The following is a 15029-nucleotide window of genomic DNA, read 5'->3' as shown; positions in this document are numbered from 1 at the left end:
GGCTAGGTTGTTCGTACGGGTGGAGGGGAAGCCACCCGTACGGAAGGAACATTGATGACCCCTTGCGGACCATCGATGCGGGACCTTTCCGAAGGCACCGCCGTCTTCCGGCCATCCACGTAGCTGCATGGCCGGGCGTGACTGGCGCGCGGCCATGTCGGAAGGAAACATCGTGCAGGAGACCACCTCAACCGGGCGTCGTACGTACGTGATCGACACCTCGGTTCTGCTCAGTGATCCGCGGGCCCTCTCCCGATTCGAGGAGCACAACGTCGTGGTGCCGATCGTGGTGATCACCGAGCTGGAGGCCAAACGCCACCATCCCGAACTGGGCTACTTCGCCCGCGCCGCACTCCGTTTCCTGGACGACCTGCGGGTGCGCCACGGTCATCTGGACGCCCCGGTGCCGGTCAACGAGCAGGGCGGGACGCTCCATGTGGAGCTCAACCACACCGATCCGGAACGGCTGCCGGTCGGCTTCCGGTTGGGCGACAACGACTCGCGCATCCTCGCCGTCGCGATGAACTACAAGGCCGAGGGGGCCGATGTCACCCTGGTCTCCAAGGACCTGCCGCTGCGGGTCAAGGCCTCCGCCGTCGGCCTGGAGGCCGACGAGTACCGCAACGAGCTGGTCACCGACACCGGCTGGACCGGGATGGCCGAGGTCGAGGTCGGCCCCGGCGACCTGTCCCGGCTCTACGAGGAGGGCGTGATCGACCTCGACGCGGCCCGCGAGCTGCCCTGCCACACCGGCCTGGTGCTGCTCGGTGGCGGCTCCTCGGCGCTCGGCCGGGTCACCCCGGGCAAGCAGGTCCGGCTGGTCCGCCCCGAGGTGCAGGCCTTCGGTATCCATGGCCGTTCGGCCGAGCAGAAGGTCGCTCTCGACCTGCTGCTCGACCCGAGCGTGGGCATCGTCTCGCTGGGCGGGCGGGCCGGCACCGGCAAGTCGGCGCTGGCGTTGTGCGCGGGCCTGGAAGCGGTGCTGGAGCGCGAGCAGCACGAGAAGGTGGTCGTCTTCCGGCCGCTGTACGCCGTCGGTGGCCAGGAACTGGGCTACCTGCCGGGCAGTGAGGGGGAGAAGATGGCGCCGTGGGCGCAGGCGGTCTTCGACACCCTCGGCGCCGTCGCCCACCGCCACGTCATCGACGAGGTGCTCGACCGCGGTCTGCTCGAGGTGCTGCCACTGACCCACATCCGGGGCCGCTCCCTGCACGACGCCTTCGTCATCGTCGACGAGGCCCAGTCGCTGGAGCGCAACGTCCTGCTCACCGTGCTCAGCCGGGTGGGCCAGAACTCCCGGGTGGTGCTGACCCACGACGTGGCCCAGCGTGACAATCTGCGGGTCGGCCGGCACGACGGCATCGTGGCGGTGGTCGAGAAGCTCAAGGGCCACCCGCTGTTCGCCCATGTCAAGCTGACCCGCTCCGAGCGGTCGCCGATCGCCGCGCTGGTCACCGAACTGCTGGAGGATCCGGTGCTGTGACGGATCTCACGATCGGAGTCGTGACGGCCTGACACCGGGCGGCCGCGGGAGGCCGGGGAACCGTTCGCTCGGGGGACACCGTGCCGTCCCGATTTGATAACGGTTCGGTAAATATCACAGGATGATCACGATGAACGTACGCCGTGCCCCCCTGCTGATGACCGCCGCCGCATCCGGTGTCCTGGCCGCCGTCGCCGCGACACCCCTGGTGCTGCACCGGCAGGACTCCCTCGAAGCGGTCCCCGCCCCGCCGGCCACCGCCACGGCCGCCCCGACCCCTGACGACCTCGCGGCCCGGGCGGACCAGGTCACCCGCGACCTCGACCGCCCGGCGCTCGACCGGGTCGCCGCCCAGCAGCGGTTGGCCGACGCGATCAACGCCAACCAGCAGGTGCTGAGCGACCGGGCGAAGGCCGTGGCCGATGCCAAGGCCGCCGCGGACAAGGCGGCTGCCGCGGCAGCGGCCAAGCAGGCGCAGTCCGCGGGTGGCCGGGGATCGGGCTCCTACTCCGGGGCTCCCCGCGCCGTCGCCCAGCAGATCGCCTCGGCCGAGTTCGGCTGGGGCGCCGCCCAGTTCCAGTGCTACGACCAGATCATCATGCGCGAGTCGGAGTGGAACCCGGCGGCGACCAACCCCTCGTCCGGTGCGTACGGCATCCCGCAGGCCCTGCCCGGCTCGAAGATGGCCTCCGCCGGCTCCGATTGGCGCACCAACCCGGTCACCCAGATCCGCTGGGGCCTGGGCTACGTGAAGGACCGCTACGGCACCCCGTGCCAGGCTTGGGCGTTCAAGTCCTCCCACGGCTGGTACTGACGGGTGTCCGGCTGGTACTGAGCGGGTGTCGACGGCGGGTGTCAGCCCAGCAGCGCGTTCCGCAGCATCGTCGCGGCCTCGCGCGGCCGCGCGGCCTGTGTGATCGCCCGGACCACGACGATCCGCTCCGCCCCGGCGGCCCGCAACTGCGGGACCCGGGCGGTGTCGATGCCGCCGATCGCGAACCACGGCTTGGGCGGATGCAGTGCCGTCCCGATCTCTGCCGCATCGGCCACCAGGTCCAGCCCTACCGGCGGTCGGCCGGGCTTGGTGGGGGTGGCCCACACCGGCCCGACACAGAAGTAGTCCAGCCCCGGATCCTCGGCCGCCTCGCGCGCCTGGGCGAGGCTGTGGGTCGAGCGGCCGACCAACACGTCCGGCCCGAGGATCGTACGGGCCTGCGCCGTGGTCAGGTCGCCCTGGCCGACATGGAACACGTCCGCGCCGACCAGCAGAGCGAGGTCGGCCCGGTCGTTCACCGCGAACAGCCGCCCGTGCTCGGCGGCGATCCGACCCAGCAGCTCCAGGGCCGCGATCTCCGCCCGCGCCTCGAGCCGCTTGTCCCGCAGCTGGATGATGTCCACCCCACCCTCGTACGCCGCATGGAGGAACGCCTCCAGGTCACCTTGCTCGGTGCGGGCATCGGTGCACAGATAGAGCCGCGCCGCGTCCAGCGCGGCGAGCCGGCGGGAGCGGGAGGTCCGGGCGGAGGGGACGCTGGGGGTCGGCGACGATGTCACGGGCCTATAGTAGGGAGCACATTCCGCGGGAGCCCACCGGATGAGGGCTGAGAGGGCCACGTGCCGACCGCTGAACCTGATGCGGGTCATGCCGCCGTAGGAAAGGAATGCTCGTGGTCGAGCACACTGCCAGCGATTCCCGGTCGCGCTCTCGCTCGGTGATCGTCGTCGGCGCCGGCATCATCGGCCTGGCGACGGCCTGGGAACTTCTCGACGCCGGCTGGGAGGTCACCGTCTGCGATCCCGCCCCGATGTCGGGCGCCAGCTTCGCCGCGGCCGGGATGCTGGCACCCGCCTCCGAGGTGGTCTGGGACCAGCCCACTCTCTACGGGCTGATGGTCTCCGCCGCCCAGCTCTGGCCGCGGCTGGCCGCCCGGGTGGCGACCGAGGCGGGGCGCCCGGTGGGACACCTCAGCACCGAGACCCTGGTCTGCGCCGGCGACGCCGCCGACCGGCAGGCGTTGGCCGATCTCGCCGTCCTCCAGCGCCGGCTCGGCATGGACCTCCGGGAGATCTCCTCCTCGACCGCCCGGCTCCTGGAGCCCGCTCTGGGACCGGGGGTGGTCGGGGCGGTACGGATCCCCGACGATCACCAGGTCGACCCGCGTCGGATCATGGCCGCACTGTTCGACCTGCTCGAGCACCGCGGCACCGTCGTCCGGCAGCGGGCCGACGGAGTGTGGTGGACCGCGGAGCGAGTGGGCGGCGTACGCCTCGCCGACGGCAGCACCCTGGCGGCCGACGAGGTGCTCGTCGCCGCCGGACTCGCCTCCGGCGAGCTGACCGGGCTGCCGGACAGTCTGGAGCTGCCGCTGCGCCCGGTCTGGGGCGACATCCTGCGGATCCGGGTGCCCGAGCGGCTGCGGCCGCTGGTCACCCGGACGGTCCGCGGGCTGGTCCACGGCAGCCCCGTCTACCTGGTGCCGCGCGAGGACGGCACCGTGGTGATCGGGGCAACCTCGCGCGAGGACGGCCTCGCCGGCCCGAGCATCGGCGGCGTGCACCGACTGCTCCGCGACGCGCAGCGGCTGGTCCCCGGCGTGCTGGAGTGCGAACTGCTGGAAGTCACCGCCCGGGCCCGACCCGGCACCCCCGACGACGTCCCGCTGATCGGCCGGGTGGCGCCCGGACTGACCGTCTCCACCGGCTATTTCCGCCACGGCATCCTGCTCAGCGCCCTCGGCGCCCGGCTCGGGGCGGACCTGGTGGCCGGCCGCGATCTGGAGCCGGAGACCGCCGCCGCGGTCGACCCCCGCCGCTTCGCCCCGGTGGAGGTCCGATGACCACGACCGTCAACGGGGAGGCGTACGTCCCCCGGGCCGGAGAGACCGTCCTCGACCTGGTCGCCGCCCACACCGGCCGCCCGCTCGACCCCGACGGCCGCCCGGTCGACGGTGGCCGGCTCGGGATCGCCGTCGCGGTGGACCGGACCGTCGTGCCCCGCAGCAGCTGGGCCCGTACCCCGGTCACCGACGGTCAGCAGATCGACCTCGTCACCGCCGTCCAGGGCGGTTAGGAGCATCATGACCAGCACGACGGCCGGCCCGACCGGCGATCCCCGCAGCACAGCCGGCGATCCCACCAGCACACCCGGCGATCCCAGTACCCCGCTGGTGATCGGCGGCAGATCCTTCGGCTCCCGGCTGATCATGGGCACCGGCGGGGCCACCTCGATGGCCACCCTGGAGCGGGCACTGGTCGCCTCCGGCACCGAGCTCACCACCGTCGCCCTCCGCCGGTACGGGCCGGCCGGCCGCGAGTCGCTCTTCGCGCTGCTGGACCGGCTCGGCATCCGCGCCCTGCCGAACACCGCCGGCTGCTACACCGCCCGGGACGCGATCCTCACCGCCGAACTCGCCCGGGAGGCCCTGGAGACCGACTGGGTGAAGCTGGAGGTGATCGCCGACGAGGACACCCTGCTGCCCGACCCGGTCGAGCTCTCCCGGGCCGCCGAAGACCTCGTCGGACGCGGCTTCACCGTGCTCGCCTACACCAACGACGATCCCGCGCTGGCGCACCGGCTGGAGGGCCTCGGGGTCGCGGCGGTGATGCCGGCCGGCGCCCCGATCGGCACCGGTCTGGGCATCCTCAACCCGCACAACATCGGGCTGATCGTCTCCCGGGCCGAGGTCCCGGTGATCCTGGACGCCGGCATCGGCACCGCCTCCGACGCCTGCCTGGCGATGGAGCTCGGCTGCGACGGCGTGCTGCTGGCCACCGCGGTGACCCGGGCCCAGGACCCGGTCGGGATGGCCACGGCGATGCGCGCGGCGGTCGACGCCGGTCACCGGGCCCGGCGCGCCGGCCGGATCCCGCGACGTACGCTGGCCGTGGCCTCCAGCCCGCTGGAGGGGATCGTCACCGGACCCCGCGAGGAGGACGCGCTGTGAAGCCACTGGTCGAGCCCGGCCCGCCGCTGACCGCGGCCGAGGCCGGCCGCTACGCCCGCCACCTCACCCTGCCCGGGGTCGGCGAGGAGGGGCAGCGCCGACTGCGGGCCGCCCGCGTGCTGGTGATCGGTGCCGGCGGCCTCGGCGCGCCGACCCTGCTCTACCTGGCCGCCGCCGGGGTGGGCACGCTGGGCGTGATCGACGACGACGTCGTCGACCTGTCCAACCTCCAGCGCCAGGTGCTGCACCGCACCGAGGACCTCGGCCGGCCGAAGGCCGAGTCGGCCCGCGACGCGCTGCTCCGGCTCGATCCGGCGCTGGACGTCGAGGCGTACGTGGAGCGGCTCGACGGTGACAACGCCCTGGGGCTGTTCCGGTCGTACGACCTGGTCCTCGACGGGGCCGACAATTTCGCCACCCGCTACCTGTCCAACGACGCCGCCGAACTGACCGGCACCCCGTTGGTGTGGGGGTCGATCTTCCGGTTCCAGGGCCAGGTCAGCGTGTTCTGGCCCGGCGAGGGGCCGATGCTGCGCGACCTGTTCCCCGACATCCCGCCGGCCGGTTCGGTGCCGTCCTGCGCGGACGGCGGTGTCTTCGGCGCGCTCTGCGGGTCGATCGGGTCGGCGATGGCGACCGAGGCGATCAAGCTGATCTGCGGCCTCGGGGAGCCGCTGGTCGGCCGGGTGCTGGTCCACGACGCGCTGCGCGCCGAACAGCACACCCTGCGGCTCGTCCCCGACCCGGACCGGCCGCCGGTCACGGCGCTGACCGAGGCGGTCGAGGCCTGCGCCGCCACCGCCGCGCCGCGGGTCGAGTCGACCACCGTCACCGAGGTCGTCGCCGCCCGCCGGGAGGGCGCCGCCCCGGTGCTGCTGGACGTCCGCGAGGAGTGGGAGCGCCGGATCGTCACCGTGCCCGACGACGTGTGGAAGCCCTTGGGGGAGGTCCGGGCCGGCGGCTGGGGCTCGGTCGCCGAGCTGGTGGACGGTGCCTGGGACGTGGTCGTCTACTGCCGGTCGGGCGTACGGTCCGCACAGGCGGTCCGGCTGTTGCAGGACGGGGTTCCCGACGGGGTGCGGTTGCGCAGCCTGACCGGGGGAGTGCTGGCCTGGAGCCGGGAGTTCGGCGGCCCGCAGTACTGAACGCGGGTGGCGCCGCGCAGCCGATCTGTGATGATGGGGCAATGGCCGATCACACCGTCAGCCCGCAGGCGCGCCCCCGGCGGATCAAGAAGCCCACCACGATCCGGGACATGTTCCTGTCGCTGGGCGTGATCATCGTGCCGATCCTGCTGCTGACCTGGCTCTACACCAACAACCTGCCCGACTACCCGGTGCAGGCGATCGACCCGGCGCCGGTGGTGGCCCAGGCCCGGGCCGAGGCGCCGTACCCGGTCTACGCCCCCGCCGGGCTGCCGACCGGGGAGGGTGGCTGGATCGTCACCCAGGCGTCCTGGGTGCCCAAGGGCGGTCAGACCCGTGGTGGCGGCGGGGTCTCGGCTTCCGACGAATGGCTGTGGGGCGGCCTCGACCAGTCGAAGATCTACTACGCCGTCAACGAGTCCGACGACGAGCCCGGCACGGTCATCCGGCGGCTCAGCCGCGACGGCAGCCCGGACGGCACCTCGACGGTCGGCGGCGAGCAGTGGGAGCGGTGGCGTTCCCCGGACGGCCGCACCCGGGTGCTGGTCCTCCGGCAGGACGGCTACACCCTCGCGGTGACGGCCGACGCGCCGTACGAGGGGCTGGAGGCGCTGGTCGCTACCCTCAGCACGCACTGATTCCCGCGGCCGGGTGGCCGGTGCGCCGGTCTCCTGGAGGTGGCTGCCGCGGGTGGCTGCTGGTGCCTCCGTCGACCGGCCGCCGCCTACTGGCCGCCGTCCGGAGGTCGCCGGTCGCGGGCCGCCTCGATCCGGGTCCGCGCCCCGTCCAGCCAGGTCTGGCAGAGGTCGGCGAGCTGCTCGCCACGCTCCCACAGCGCCAGCGACTCCGACAGCGTCGCTCCACCGGACTCCAGCTTCTGCACGATCTCCACCAGTTGGTCGCGGGCCTGCTCGTAGCTCAGCTCCTCGCCCCGCTGCTGTCCACCCACCGGGCGCTCACTCATCGAACCGTCCCTCCTCGAACTCCGCGTCGTCGAACTCGTCCGTACGGCCCTCGATCTCCACCACCTGCACCACCACGCTGCCGTCCGCCAGCCGGGCGGTGAGACCGTCCCCCTCGTCGACCTCCGCCGTCGAGGTCACCGGCCGCTCGTCGGCGTCGAGCAGGATGGCGTACCCGCGCTCCAGGGTCGACCGCGGCGACAGCGCCCGCCCCCGCTGGCGGGCGTGGTGCAGGCCGATCTCCTCGGTGCGTAGCCGACCCTCCACCGCCCGCAGGCCCCGCTCGCGCAGCGCCGTCAGCCGCTCGGCGTGCAGGTCCAGGGTGCCGGTCGGGGCCCGCAGCACCGGCCGGGAGCGCAGCGCGGCCAACTGCTCGGTGCGGACCGTGACCGCCCGCTCCACCGCCCGGTCCAGACGGGTCCGGACGGTGCTGAGGTGGCCGAGCTCGGTGGCTGCGTCCGGGACGACCCGCTTGGCGGCGTCGGTGGGGGTGGAGGCCCGCAGGTCGGCGACCAGGTCGAGGATCGGCTGGTCCGGCTCGTGACCGATGGCGCTGACGACCGGGGTCTCGGCCCGGGCGACGGCCCGCACCAGTCCCTCGTCGCTGAACGGCAGCAGGTCCTCCAGTGACCCGCCGCCGCGGGCGATGACGATCACGTCGACCTCCGGCTCCGCATCCAGGTCGGCCAGCGCGGCGATCACGCCGGCGGCCGCCTGGGGGCCCTGCACCAGGGTGTGACGTACCGTCACCACGACCGCCGGCCAGCGGCGGCGGATGTTCTCCAGCACATCCCGCTCGGCCGCCGAGCCGGCCCCGGTGATCAGGCCGACGCGGCGCGGCAGGAACGGCAGTGGCTTCTTGCGCAGCGGGTCGAAGAGCCCCTCCGCCTGCAGCATCCGCTTGAGCTGCTCGAGCTGGGCCAGCAGCCGGCCCTCCCCGGACGGCCGGATCTCCATCAGCTCATAGGTGAGCCGCCCGCTCCGGTACCAGTAGCGGGGACGGACCCGGGTCACCACGGTGGTGTCGACGGTCAGCGGCCCGGCCACGTCCAGCACCGCCACCGGGCAGGACGCCTGGACCGACACCTCCTCGGTCAGATCGCGCAGGGTCAGGTAGCCGGTGCCGTTGCGGTGCCGGTTGAGCTCGATCACCTGGGCCTCGACCCACACCTCACCGAGTCGCTCCACCCAGTTCCGCACCGCGCCGGCGATGGTGCGCAGGGGCTGCGGGTTCTCCGGGGAGGAGGTGAGCTTCCGGTCGGCAGGCACGAGGCTCACCCTACGACGCCCCGCCTACACTGACTGCCATGACGACTCCCCCCACGTCCGACCGCACTCCCGCCGACCCACAGCCGGCGGCCGCGAAGCGGGTCGTGGTCGCGGCACCGCGCGGCTACTGCGCCGGCGTCGACCGCGCGGTCCAGACGGTGGAGAAGGCACTGGACACGTACGGAGCCCCGATCTACGTCCGCAAGCAGATCGTGCACAACAAGCACGTCGTCGAGACGCTGTCCCAGCGCGGGGCGATCTTCGTCGACGAACTGGACGAGGTGCCCGACGACTCGCTGGTGATCTTCTCCGCCCACGGGGTGTCGCCGGCGGTGAAGGCGGAGGCGGAGTCCCGCGGGCTGCGGACGATCGACGCGACCTGCCCGCTGGTGACGAAGGTGCACCACGAGGCGAAGCGCTTCGCCCAGCAGGGGGTGCAGATCCTGCTCATCGGCCACAGCGGCCACGAGGAGGTGGCGGGCACCTCGGGTGAGGCGCCCGAGCACATCACCCTGGTCGAGCACCCGGCCGACGTCGACGAGCTGGACGTGGCCGATCCGGACAAGGTCGCCTGGTTGTCGCAGACCACGCTGAGCGTCGACGAGACGATGGAGACGGTGGACCGGCTGCGGGAGAAGTTCCCGCACCTGATCGATCCGCCCAGCGACGACATCTGCTACGCCACCCAGAACCGGCAGTCGGCGGTCAAGCAGATCGCCGCCCACTCCGACCTCGTCATCGTCGTCGGGTCGGCCAACTCGTCCAACTCGGTGCGGCTGGTCGAGGTCGCCCTCGAGGCCGGCGCGACGGCGGCCCACCGGATCGACCGGGCCGAGGAGATCGATCCGGACTGGCTGGTCGGGGTGTCCACGGTCGGCGTGACCTCGGGTGCCTCGGTGCCGGAGGGCCTGGTGCAGGGTGTGCTGGCCTACCTGCAGGAGCAGGGCTTCCCGCCCGCCGTGCAGGAGCGGCTGGTCGAGGAGAACCTCACCTTCGCCCTGCCGCACGAGTTGCGTACGGCGCGCCGGCCCGCTCGCGGCTGACCGGCCGCCCGCCTTCGCCACCGCGCCGGGACCGGTCCCGGTAAGATGACCTGCGCACCGGCTGCCGCGGCGGCACGTACGTCACCGGCTGACCGGATCACCGTCGGATCGCCCAGCACGAGGAGTGGCCATGGCAGCGGAGCCCGCACCGGTCCAGATCATCCATCCGCGGGACGTGGTGCTGGCCCCCACGGGCGGGCTCAGCGTCCGGCGGACGCTGCCGGACCGACACCGCTCACTGATCGGCGCCTGGTGCTTCCTCGACCACTTCGGCCCGGAAGATCCGGCCGTGCACGGCGGGATGCGCGTCGCGCCGCACCCGCACACCTCGCTGCAGACCGTGACCTGGCTGTTCTCCGGCCACGTGGAGCACCGCGACTCGCTGGGGACCCGGATGGTGGTCCGGCCCGGGCAGCTCAACCTGATGACCGCCGGGCGGGGGATCAACCACTCCGAGTACTCCACCCCGGACAGCCCGGTGCTGCACGGTGTCCAGCTGTGGACCGCCCTGCCGGCGGCCGCCCGGCTGGGCGACCCGCGGTTCGACCACTTCGAGCCGGAGCCGTTCGGGATCGGCGACCACCGACTGAGCGTGTTCCTCGGGACACTGGCCGGTGCGTCCTCGCCGGTCGGCACCTTCAGCCCGCTGGTGGGCGCCGAGATCGTCCTCGGCGAGGGTGACCTGACCCTCGCCGTCGAGCCGACCTGGGAGTACGGCCTGCTCGTCGACAGCGGCGCGATCAGCGTCGACGGGGAGACGATCGCCGACAACGAGCTGGGCTTCCTCGCCCCCGGACGCGACCGCCTCGTCCTGCGGCGGGAGTCCGCCGGCCCGCGACCGACGCGGATCGTGCTGATCGGCGGTGCGCCGTTCGGGGAACAGATCATCATGTGGTGGAACTTCATCGGCCGCACCCACACCGAGGTCGTCAACTACCAGGCGAACTGGCAGGCCGCGATCGGACGCAGTGACGGCAACGGCACCAATCCGCGTCAGTTCGGCCCGATCACCGCGGCCACCGGCGGGGAGCCGCCGATCCCGGCGCCCCCGCTGCCGCCGGTCCACCTGCGTCCTCGCGGCTGAGGGGCTCGCCGCAGAGGGAGCCGGCGGACCGGGCGCTCACCGGTCAGCCCGACCCGACGGCTCAGCCGCCGGCGACCAGGAACCGGTACGCCGGGCTGTTGGCGGTGAGCCGTTCGCACTCGATGGGGGAGGCGTCCATCCGGGCGAGCAACGCCGCCAGGTCGGTCGGTTCGCTCAGTTCGATCCCGACCAGTGCCGGTCCCAGTTCCCGATCGTTGCGCTTGACGTACTCGAACAGGACGATGTCGTCGTTCGGGCCGAGCACCTCGTCGAGGAACGCCCGCAGCGCCCCCGGCTCCTGGGAGAAGTTGACCAGGAAATAGTGTTTGCGGCCCTCCCAGACCAGGGACCGCTCGATCACCTCGGCATACCGGGACACGTCGTTGTTGCCGCCGGAGACGATCGCGACCACGGTCTGGCCCTGGCCGACCATCACACCGGTGCGCAGCGCGGCGGTCGCCAGCGCCCCGGCCGGCTCGGCGATGATGCCGTCGACCTGGTACATCTCCAGCATCTCGGAGCAGATGGCGCCCTCCGGCACGGCGACGGTCATCGGCGGGCGGACCGCGGCGACGGCGTAGGTGCAGTCACCGACCCGGCGGACCGCGGCACCGTCCACGAAGGTGTCCAGATGCTCCAGATCCACCGGTCCGCCTGCGGCGAGGGCGGCCGCGAGGCTCGCCGCACCGGCCGGCTCGACTGCGATCACCCGGGTGTGCGGGGCCCGTTCCCGCATCCAGGTGAGGATCCCGCCGAGCAGGCCGCCGCCGCCGACCGGCACCAGCAGGATGTCGGGCGCGCTGCCGAGCTGCTCCACGATCTCCTGGGCGACGGTGCCCTGGCCGATCACCGTACGCGGATCGTCGAAGGCGGGGACGATCGTCGCGCCGGTGCGCTCGGCCTCGGCCGCGGCGTAGGCGGCCGCCTCGTCGTAGGTGCGGCCGGTCAGCACGACGTCGATCATGTCGCCGCCGATCTCGGTCATCCGGTCCCGCTTCTGGCGGGGGGTGCCGGTCGGGCAGACGATCCGTCCCTGGATGCCCAGCGCCCGGCAGGCGAACGCCACACCCTGACCGTGGTTGCCGGCGCTGGCACAGATCACCCCGGCGGCCCGCTCGGCCTCGCTCAGACCACTGATCAGGTAGTAGGCCCCGCGCAGCTTGTAGGAGCGCACCGGTTGGAGGTCCTCCCGCTTGACCCAGACCTCCGCGCCGGTGCGGTTGCTCAGCCGTTCGTTGCGTTGCAGCGGCGTCCGGCGGACCACGCCGGAGAGCCGTGCGCTGGCCTCCTCCACCGCGTCGGCGCCGACGCGGATCCCGTTCCACTGGAAGCTCGGGGGTATCTCCATGGTCACCGGGCCATTGTGCTCTTCAGCTCGCCTCGTCGCTCAGCAGACCGGCCGGCTCATCCTCGCGGGGCGGGCCGACGACGTCGGCGCGGGAGTCGGCGAGGAGCTCGGGGGCGCTGGCCGCCCGTAGCGGCTCGTCCACCGGTGCGGGCGTGGCGAGCGTCTCGCGCGACACCTGCAGGTCGCGCATCCGGCGGGCGCTGACCAGCACCCTGCTCTCCAACGATCCCACCGCGGCGTTGTAGGACCGGACGGCATTCCCGAGGCCACGGCCGATCCGGTCCACATGGTCGCCGAAGGTGGCCAGCCGCTCGTACAGCTCGCGGGCGATCGCGTACACCTCGGCGGTCGAGGCGGCGAGCGCGACCTGACGCCAGCTGTGGCCGATCGTCCGGAGCATGGCGATCAGGGTCGCCGGGGTCGCCAGCACGACGTCGCGGGCCGCGGCGTACTCGTGCAGGTCGGGGGACTGCTGCAGCGCGGCGGCGAGGAAGGCGTCCGAGGGCAGGAACAGCACCACGAACTCGGGGCTCAGCCCGGCCAGCCGCCAGTAGCGTTTGGCGCCGAGCTGGTCGATGTGGGTCCGGACGTGTCGGGCGTAGTTGCCCAGCAGGTCGTCGCGGGCCGCCGGGTCGTCGGTCTCCATCGCGTCGAGGAAGGCGGCCAGCGGCACCTTCGAGTCGACGAAGACGCTGCGCCCGCCGGCCAGGTTGACCCGCATGTCGGGCCGCAGCGTCCCCTCCTTGGTGGGGATCGAGACCTGCAGGTCGACGTCGCAGTGCTCGACCATCCCGCTGATCTCGACGATCCGCAGCAGCTGGGTCTCCCCCCAGGCGCCGCGGACCTGTGGTTTGCGCAGGGCGGTGGCCAGCGCCGCCGTCTCCCGGCGCAGGTGTTCCCCGGTCGTCCGCACCTCGAGCACCTGATGGCGCAGATCGGTGGTCATCGCGACCCGGTCCTTCTCGACGTCGGTGAGTCGCTTCTCCAGCCGGTGCAACGACTCCTGCAGCGGCTGGAGCACGTCGGCGGTCGCCGACATGCGCTGGTCCGCGGCCCGGTCGGCGCTGAGCGCCTGGCGTTCCAGGGCATCGGCCGACAGTGCCCGGAATCGCTGGGTGAGGGTGTCGTCGTCGCCGGTCGCCGGGCCCCGCCGGGGCAGCAGCCGACCGGTGGCCACGGCGAGGAGCAGCCCGGCCAGCAGACCGATGACGATGCCGAGGACGAGGGAAGTGGGGTCGAGACCCGTCGTGATCATGGCCCCAGTCTGGTGGGCCCCTCTGACATCGCCGCCGAAGGTGGCAAGACCCGGCGCCCGGACGGGGTTGAATGGGGGCCATGCCGATGACCACGCGCCCGGATGCGCACGCACTGACCCACCTCGAGGACCTCGGTCACTTCGTGCAGGCGGCCCCCAGTCCGTTCCACGCCGCGGCCGAGGTGGTCCGCCGACTGGACGTGGCCGGGTTCGTCCGGCAGGACGAGACCGAGCCCTGGGACGCCGCGCCGGGTGGTCACTACCTGGTCCGGGGCGGTGCCGTGGTGGCCTGGCGGGTCCCCGAGAGGGCCGGTGTGCACAGCGGGTTCCGGATCGTCGGGACGCACACCGACTCCCCGGCCTTCCAGGTCAAACCGGCGCCGGACAGCGCCGCGGCAGGCTACCAGCTGGTCAACGTCGAGGTGTACGGCGGCCTGCTGCGCAACTCCTGGCTCGACCGCGAGCTCGGCCTGGCCGGACGGCTGGTGACGGTCGCCGGGCAGGAGGTGTTGGTCCGGACCGGGCCGTTGATGCGGATCCCACAGCTGGCCATCCACCTGGACCGTACGGTCAACGACGGGCTGGTCCTCGACCCGCAGCAGCACCTGCACCCGGTGTGGTCGGTCGGCCGTCCCGAAGCCTCGGTGCTCGGCCACGTCGCCGCCCTGGCCGGGCTGGCGGCGTACGACATCGCGGGGTTCGACCTGCGCAGCTTCGACGTCCAGCCGCCGGCGGTCTTCGGCGCGGAGGAGGAGTTCTTCGCCTCGGCACGGCTGGACAACCTGCTCAGCGTCCACGCCGGTGTCACCGCGCTGCTCGACACCACCCCGGCGCCGGGCGGCGGCGACATCCAGGTGCTGGCCTGCTTCGACCACGAGGAGGTCGGGTCGTCGACCCGCGCCGGGGCGGCCGGGCCCGTCCTCGAGGACGTCCTGGTCCGCACCGGGCACGCGCTCGGGGCCGACGCCGACGGACTGCGCCGGATGTACGCCCGCTCCACCGTGATGTCGAGCGACGGCGGGCATGCGGTGCACCCGAACTACCCCGAGCGCCACGACCCCGCCCACCAGCCGGTGCTGAACGGCGGCCCGATGCTGAAGGTCAACGCCTCACAGCGCTACGCCACCGACGCGGCGGGCGCGGCGCTGTGGACCCGGGCCTGCCGCGCCGCCGGGGTGAAGGGGCAGGTCATCGCCTCCAACAACGCCGTGCCGTGCGGGTCGACGATCGGCCCGATCACCGCCACCCGGCTGGGTCTGCTCACCGTCGACGTCGGCGCCCCGATCCTGTCGATGCACTCGGCCCGTGAGATGTGTGGATCGGCCGATCCGTACGCCCTGCGGAGGGTGCTGGCGGCCTACTGGACCGGGGCCTGACGGTCATCGGCGCCGACTGGGCTGCCCAGCTGCCCGGACTCGTCGGCGTCGCCCGGAAAACCGCCGTGCCTGGCCGGGCGCTGAGGGTCCCTCATGCTAATCTCGCCTCACCCGGCCCCG

The 15029-nt window shown here is 72.9% G+C and carries 15 protein-coding genes and 1 riboswitch; of the genes, 10 read left to right on the top strand and 5 right to left on the bottom strand.

From position 1 onward, the window contains the following. Positions 1–172: 172 nt before the first annotated feature. Positions 173–1483 (top strand): PhoH family protein, encoded by a 1311-nt coding sequence (locus R0145_RS12500; protein ID WP_317837186.1) that lies wholly within the window; start codon positions 173–175, stop codon positions 1481–1483. A gap of 121 nt (positions 1484–1604) precedes the next feature. Further along, entirely contained in the window at positions 1605–2297 is a 693-nt protein-coding gene (locus tag R0145_RS12495; protein WP_317837184.1) for a transglycosylase SLT domain-containing protein, read from the top strand. Between the two features lie 41 nt (positions 2298–2338). Here R0145_RS12495 and thiE read toward each other — a convergent pair whose 3' ends face one another. Further along, a complete protein-coding gene (gene thiE / locus R0145_RS12490; RefSeq protein WP_317837183.1) occupies positions 2339–3037 on the bottom strand; it encodes a thiamine phosphate synthase in 699 nt (232 codons plus the stop codon). Between the two features lie 15 nt (positions 3038–3052). Beyond that, positions 3053–3158, top strand: a riboswitch (TPP riboswitch). On the opposite strand from thiE, the gene thiO reads away from it, so the two are divergent. The 5 genes from thiO to R0145_RS12465 all read left to right on the top strand — a co-directional run bounded on the left by thiO (position 3151) and on the right by R0145_RS12465 (position 7210). After that, entirely contained in the window at positions 3151–4320 is a 1170-nt protein-coding gene (gene thiO / locus R0145_RS12485) for a glycine oxidase ThiO (protein ID WP_317837182.1), read from the top strand. It overlaps the preceding riboswitch by 8 nt. Further along, entirely contained in the window at positions 4317–4553 is a 237-nt protein-coding gene (gene thiS, locus R0145_RS12480; protein WP_317837181.1) for a sulfur carrier protein ThiS, read from the top strand. Before thiO ends, thiS begins: the two co-directional genes overlap by 4 nt. Before the next feature lie 133 nt (positions 4554–4686). Continuing rightward, entirely contained in the window at positions 4687–5427 is a 741-nt protein-coding gene (locus R0145_RS12475; protein WP_411742120.1) for a thiazole synthase, read from the top strand. Further along, positions 5424–6572: a ThiF family adenylyltransferase gene (locus R0145_RS12470; protein WP_317837179.1), complete on the top strand. Its 1149-nt coding sequence runs from the start codon at positions 5424–5426 to the stop codon at positions 6570–6572. Before R0145_RS12475 ends, R0145_RS12470 begins: the two co-directional genes overlap by 4 nt. A 41-nt stretch (positions 6573–6613) precedes the next feature. Beyond that, the gene (locus R0145_RS12465) at positions 6614–7210 is read left to right on the top strand and encodes a DUF4245 domain-containing protein (protein WP_317837178.1); all 597 of its coding nucleotides are present in this window, start codon (positions 6614–6616) and stop codon (positions 7208–7210) included. An 86-nt stretch (positions 7211–7296) separates the two neighbouring features. On the opposite strand, the gene R0145_RS12460 is transcribed toward R0145_RS12465, so the two are convergent. Then, complete coding sequence (locus R0145_RS12460) at positions 7297–7536, bottom strand: exodeoxyribonuclease VII small subunit (protein ID WP_317837177.1); 240 nt, start codon at positions 7534–7536, stop codon at positions 7297–7299. Then, a complete protein-coding gene (xseA, locus tag R0145_RS12455) occupies positions 7529–8803 on the bottom strand; it encodes an exodeoxyribonuclease VII large subunit (RefSeq protein WP_317837176.1) in 1275 nt (424 codons plus the stop codon). Before xseA ends, R0145_RS12460 begins: the two co-directional genes overlap by 8 nt. A 38-nt stretch (positions 8804–8841) precedes the next feature. On the opposite strand from xseA, the gene R0145_RS12450 reads away from it, so the two are divergent. Then, complete coding sequence (locus R0145_RS12450; protein WP_317837175.1) at positions 8842–9846, top strand: 4-hydroxy-3-methylbut-2-enyl diphosphate reductase; 1005 nt, start codon at positions 8842–8844, stop codon at positions 9844–9846. A gap of 130 nt (positions 9847–9976) precedes the next feature. After that, on the top strand, positions 9977–10930 hold the full coding sequence (locus tag R0145_RS12445) for a pirin family protein (RefSeq protein ID WP_317837174.1): 954 nt from the start codon (positions 9977–9979) through the stop codon (positions 10928–10930). Between the two features lie 61 nt (positions 10931–10991). Here R0145_RS12445 and ilvA read toward each other — a convergent pair whose 3' ends face one another. Together ilvA and R0145_RS12435 are read right to left on the bottom strand one after the other, a co-directional pair. Beyond that, positions 10992–12278 (bottom strand): threonine ammonia-lyase IlvA, encoded by a 1287-nt coding sequence (gene ilvA / locus R0145_RS12440; RefSeq protein ID WP_317840241.1) that lies wholly within the window; start codon positions 12276–12278, stop codon positions 10992–10994. Between the two features lie 22 nt (positions 12279–12300). After that, entirely contained in the window at positions 12301–13533 is a 1233-nt protein-coding gene (locus R0145_RS12435; RefSeq protein ID WP_317837172.1) for a DNA recombination protein RmuC, read from the bottom strand. A gap of 80 nt (positions 13534–13613) precedes the next feature. On the opposite strand from R0145_RS12435, the gene R0145_RS12430 reads away from it, so the two are divergent. Further along, positions 13614–14909, top strand: a complete 1296-nt coding sequence (locus tag R0145_RS12430; RefSeq protein ID WP_317837170.1) for a M18 family aminopeptidase — start codon at positions 13614–13616, stop codon at positions 14907–14909. Positions 14910–15029: the final 120 nt, after the last annotated feature.

Source organism: Raineyella sp. W15-4 (assembly GCF_033170155.1).
In the GTDB taxonomy this organism is placed as follows: domain Bacteria; phylum Actinomycetota; class Actinomycetes; order Propionibacteriales; family Propionibacteriaceae; genus Raineyella.
This window is presented reverse-complemented; position numbering and strand designations above follow the sequence as displayed.

Bases quoted from the DNA above. Each gene is read 5' to 3' on its own strand.
- R0145_RS12495 (WP_317837184.1), top strand. From the start codon at position 1,605: ATGATCACGATGAACGTACGCCGTGCCCCCCTGCTGATGACCGCCGCC.
- thiS (WP_317837181.1), top strand. From the start codon at position 4,317: ATGACCACGACCGTCAACGGGGAGGCGTACGTCCCCCGGGCCGGAGAG.
- R0145_RS12475 (WP_411742120.1), top strand. From the start codon at position 4,687: ATGGGCACCGGCGGGGCCACCTCGATGGCCACCCTGGAGCGGGCACTG.
- R0145_RS12465 (WP_317837178.1), top strand. From the start codon at position 6,614: ATGGCCGATCACACCGTCAGCCCGCAGGCGCGCCCCCGGCGGATCAAG.
- R0145_RS12460 (WP_317837177.1), bottom strand. From the start codon at position 7,536: ATGAGTGAGCGCCCGGTGGGTGGACAGCAGCGGGGCGAGGAGCTGAGC.
- R0145_RS12450 (WP_317837175.1), top strand. From the start codon at position 8,842: ATGACGACTCCCCCCACGTCCGACCGCACTCCCGCCGACCCACAGCCG.
- R0145_RS12445 (WP_317837174.1), top strand. From the start codon at position 9,977: ATGGCAGCGGAGCCCGCACCGGTCCAGATCATCCATCCGCGGGACGTG.
- ilvA (WP_317840241.1), bottom strand. From the start codon at position 12,278: ATGGAGATACCCCCGAGCTTCCAGTGGAACGGGATCCGCGTCGGCGCC.
- R0145_RS12435 (WP_317837172.1), bottom strand. From the start codon at position 13,533: ATGATCACGACGGGTCTCGACCCCACTTCCCTCGTCCTCGGCATCGTC.
- R0145_RS12430 (WP_317837170.1), top strand. From the start codon at position 13,614: ATGCCGATGACCACGCGCCCGGATGCGCACGCACTGACCCACCTCGAG.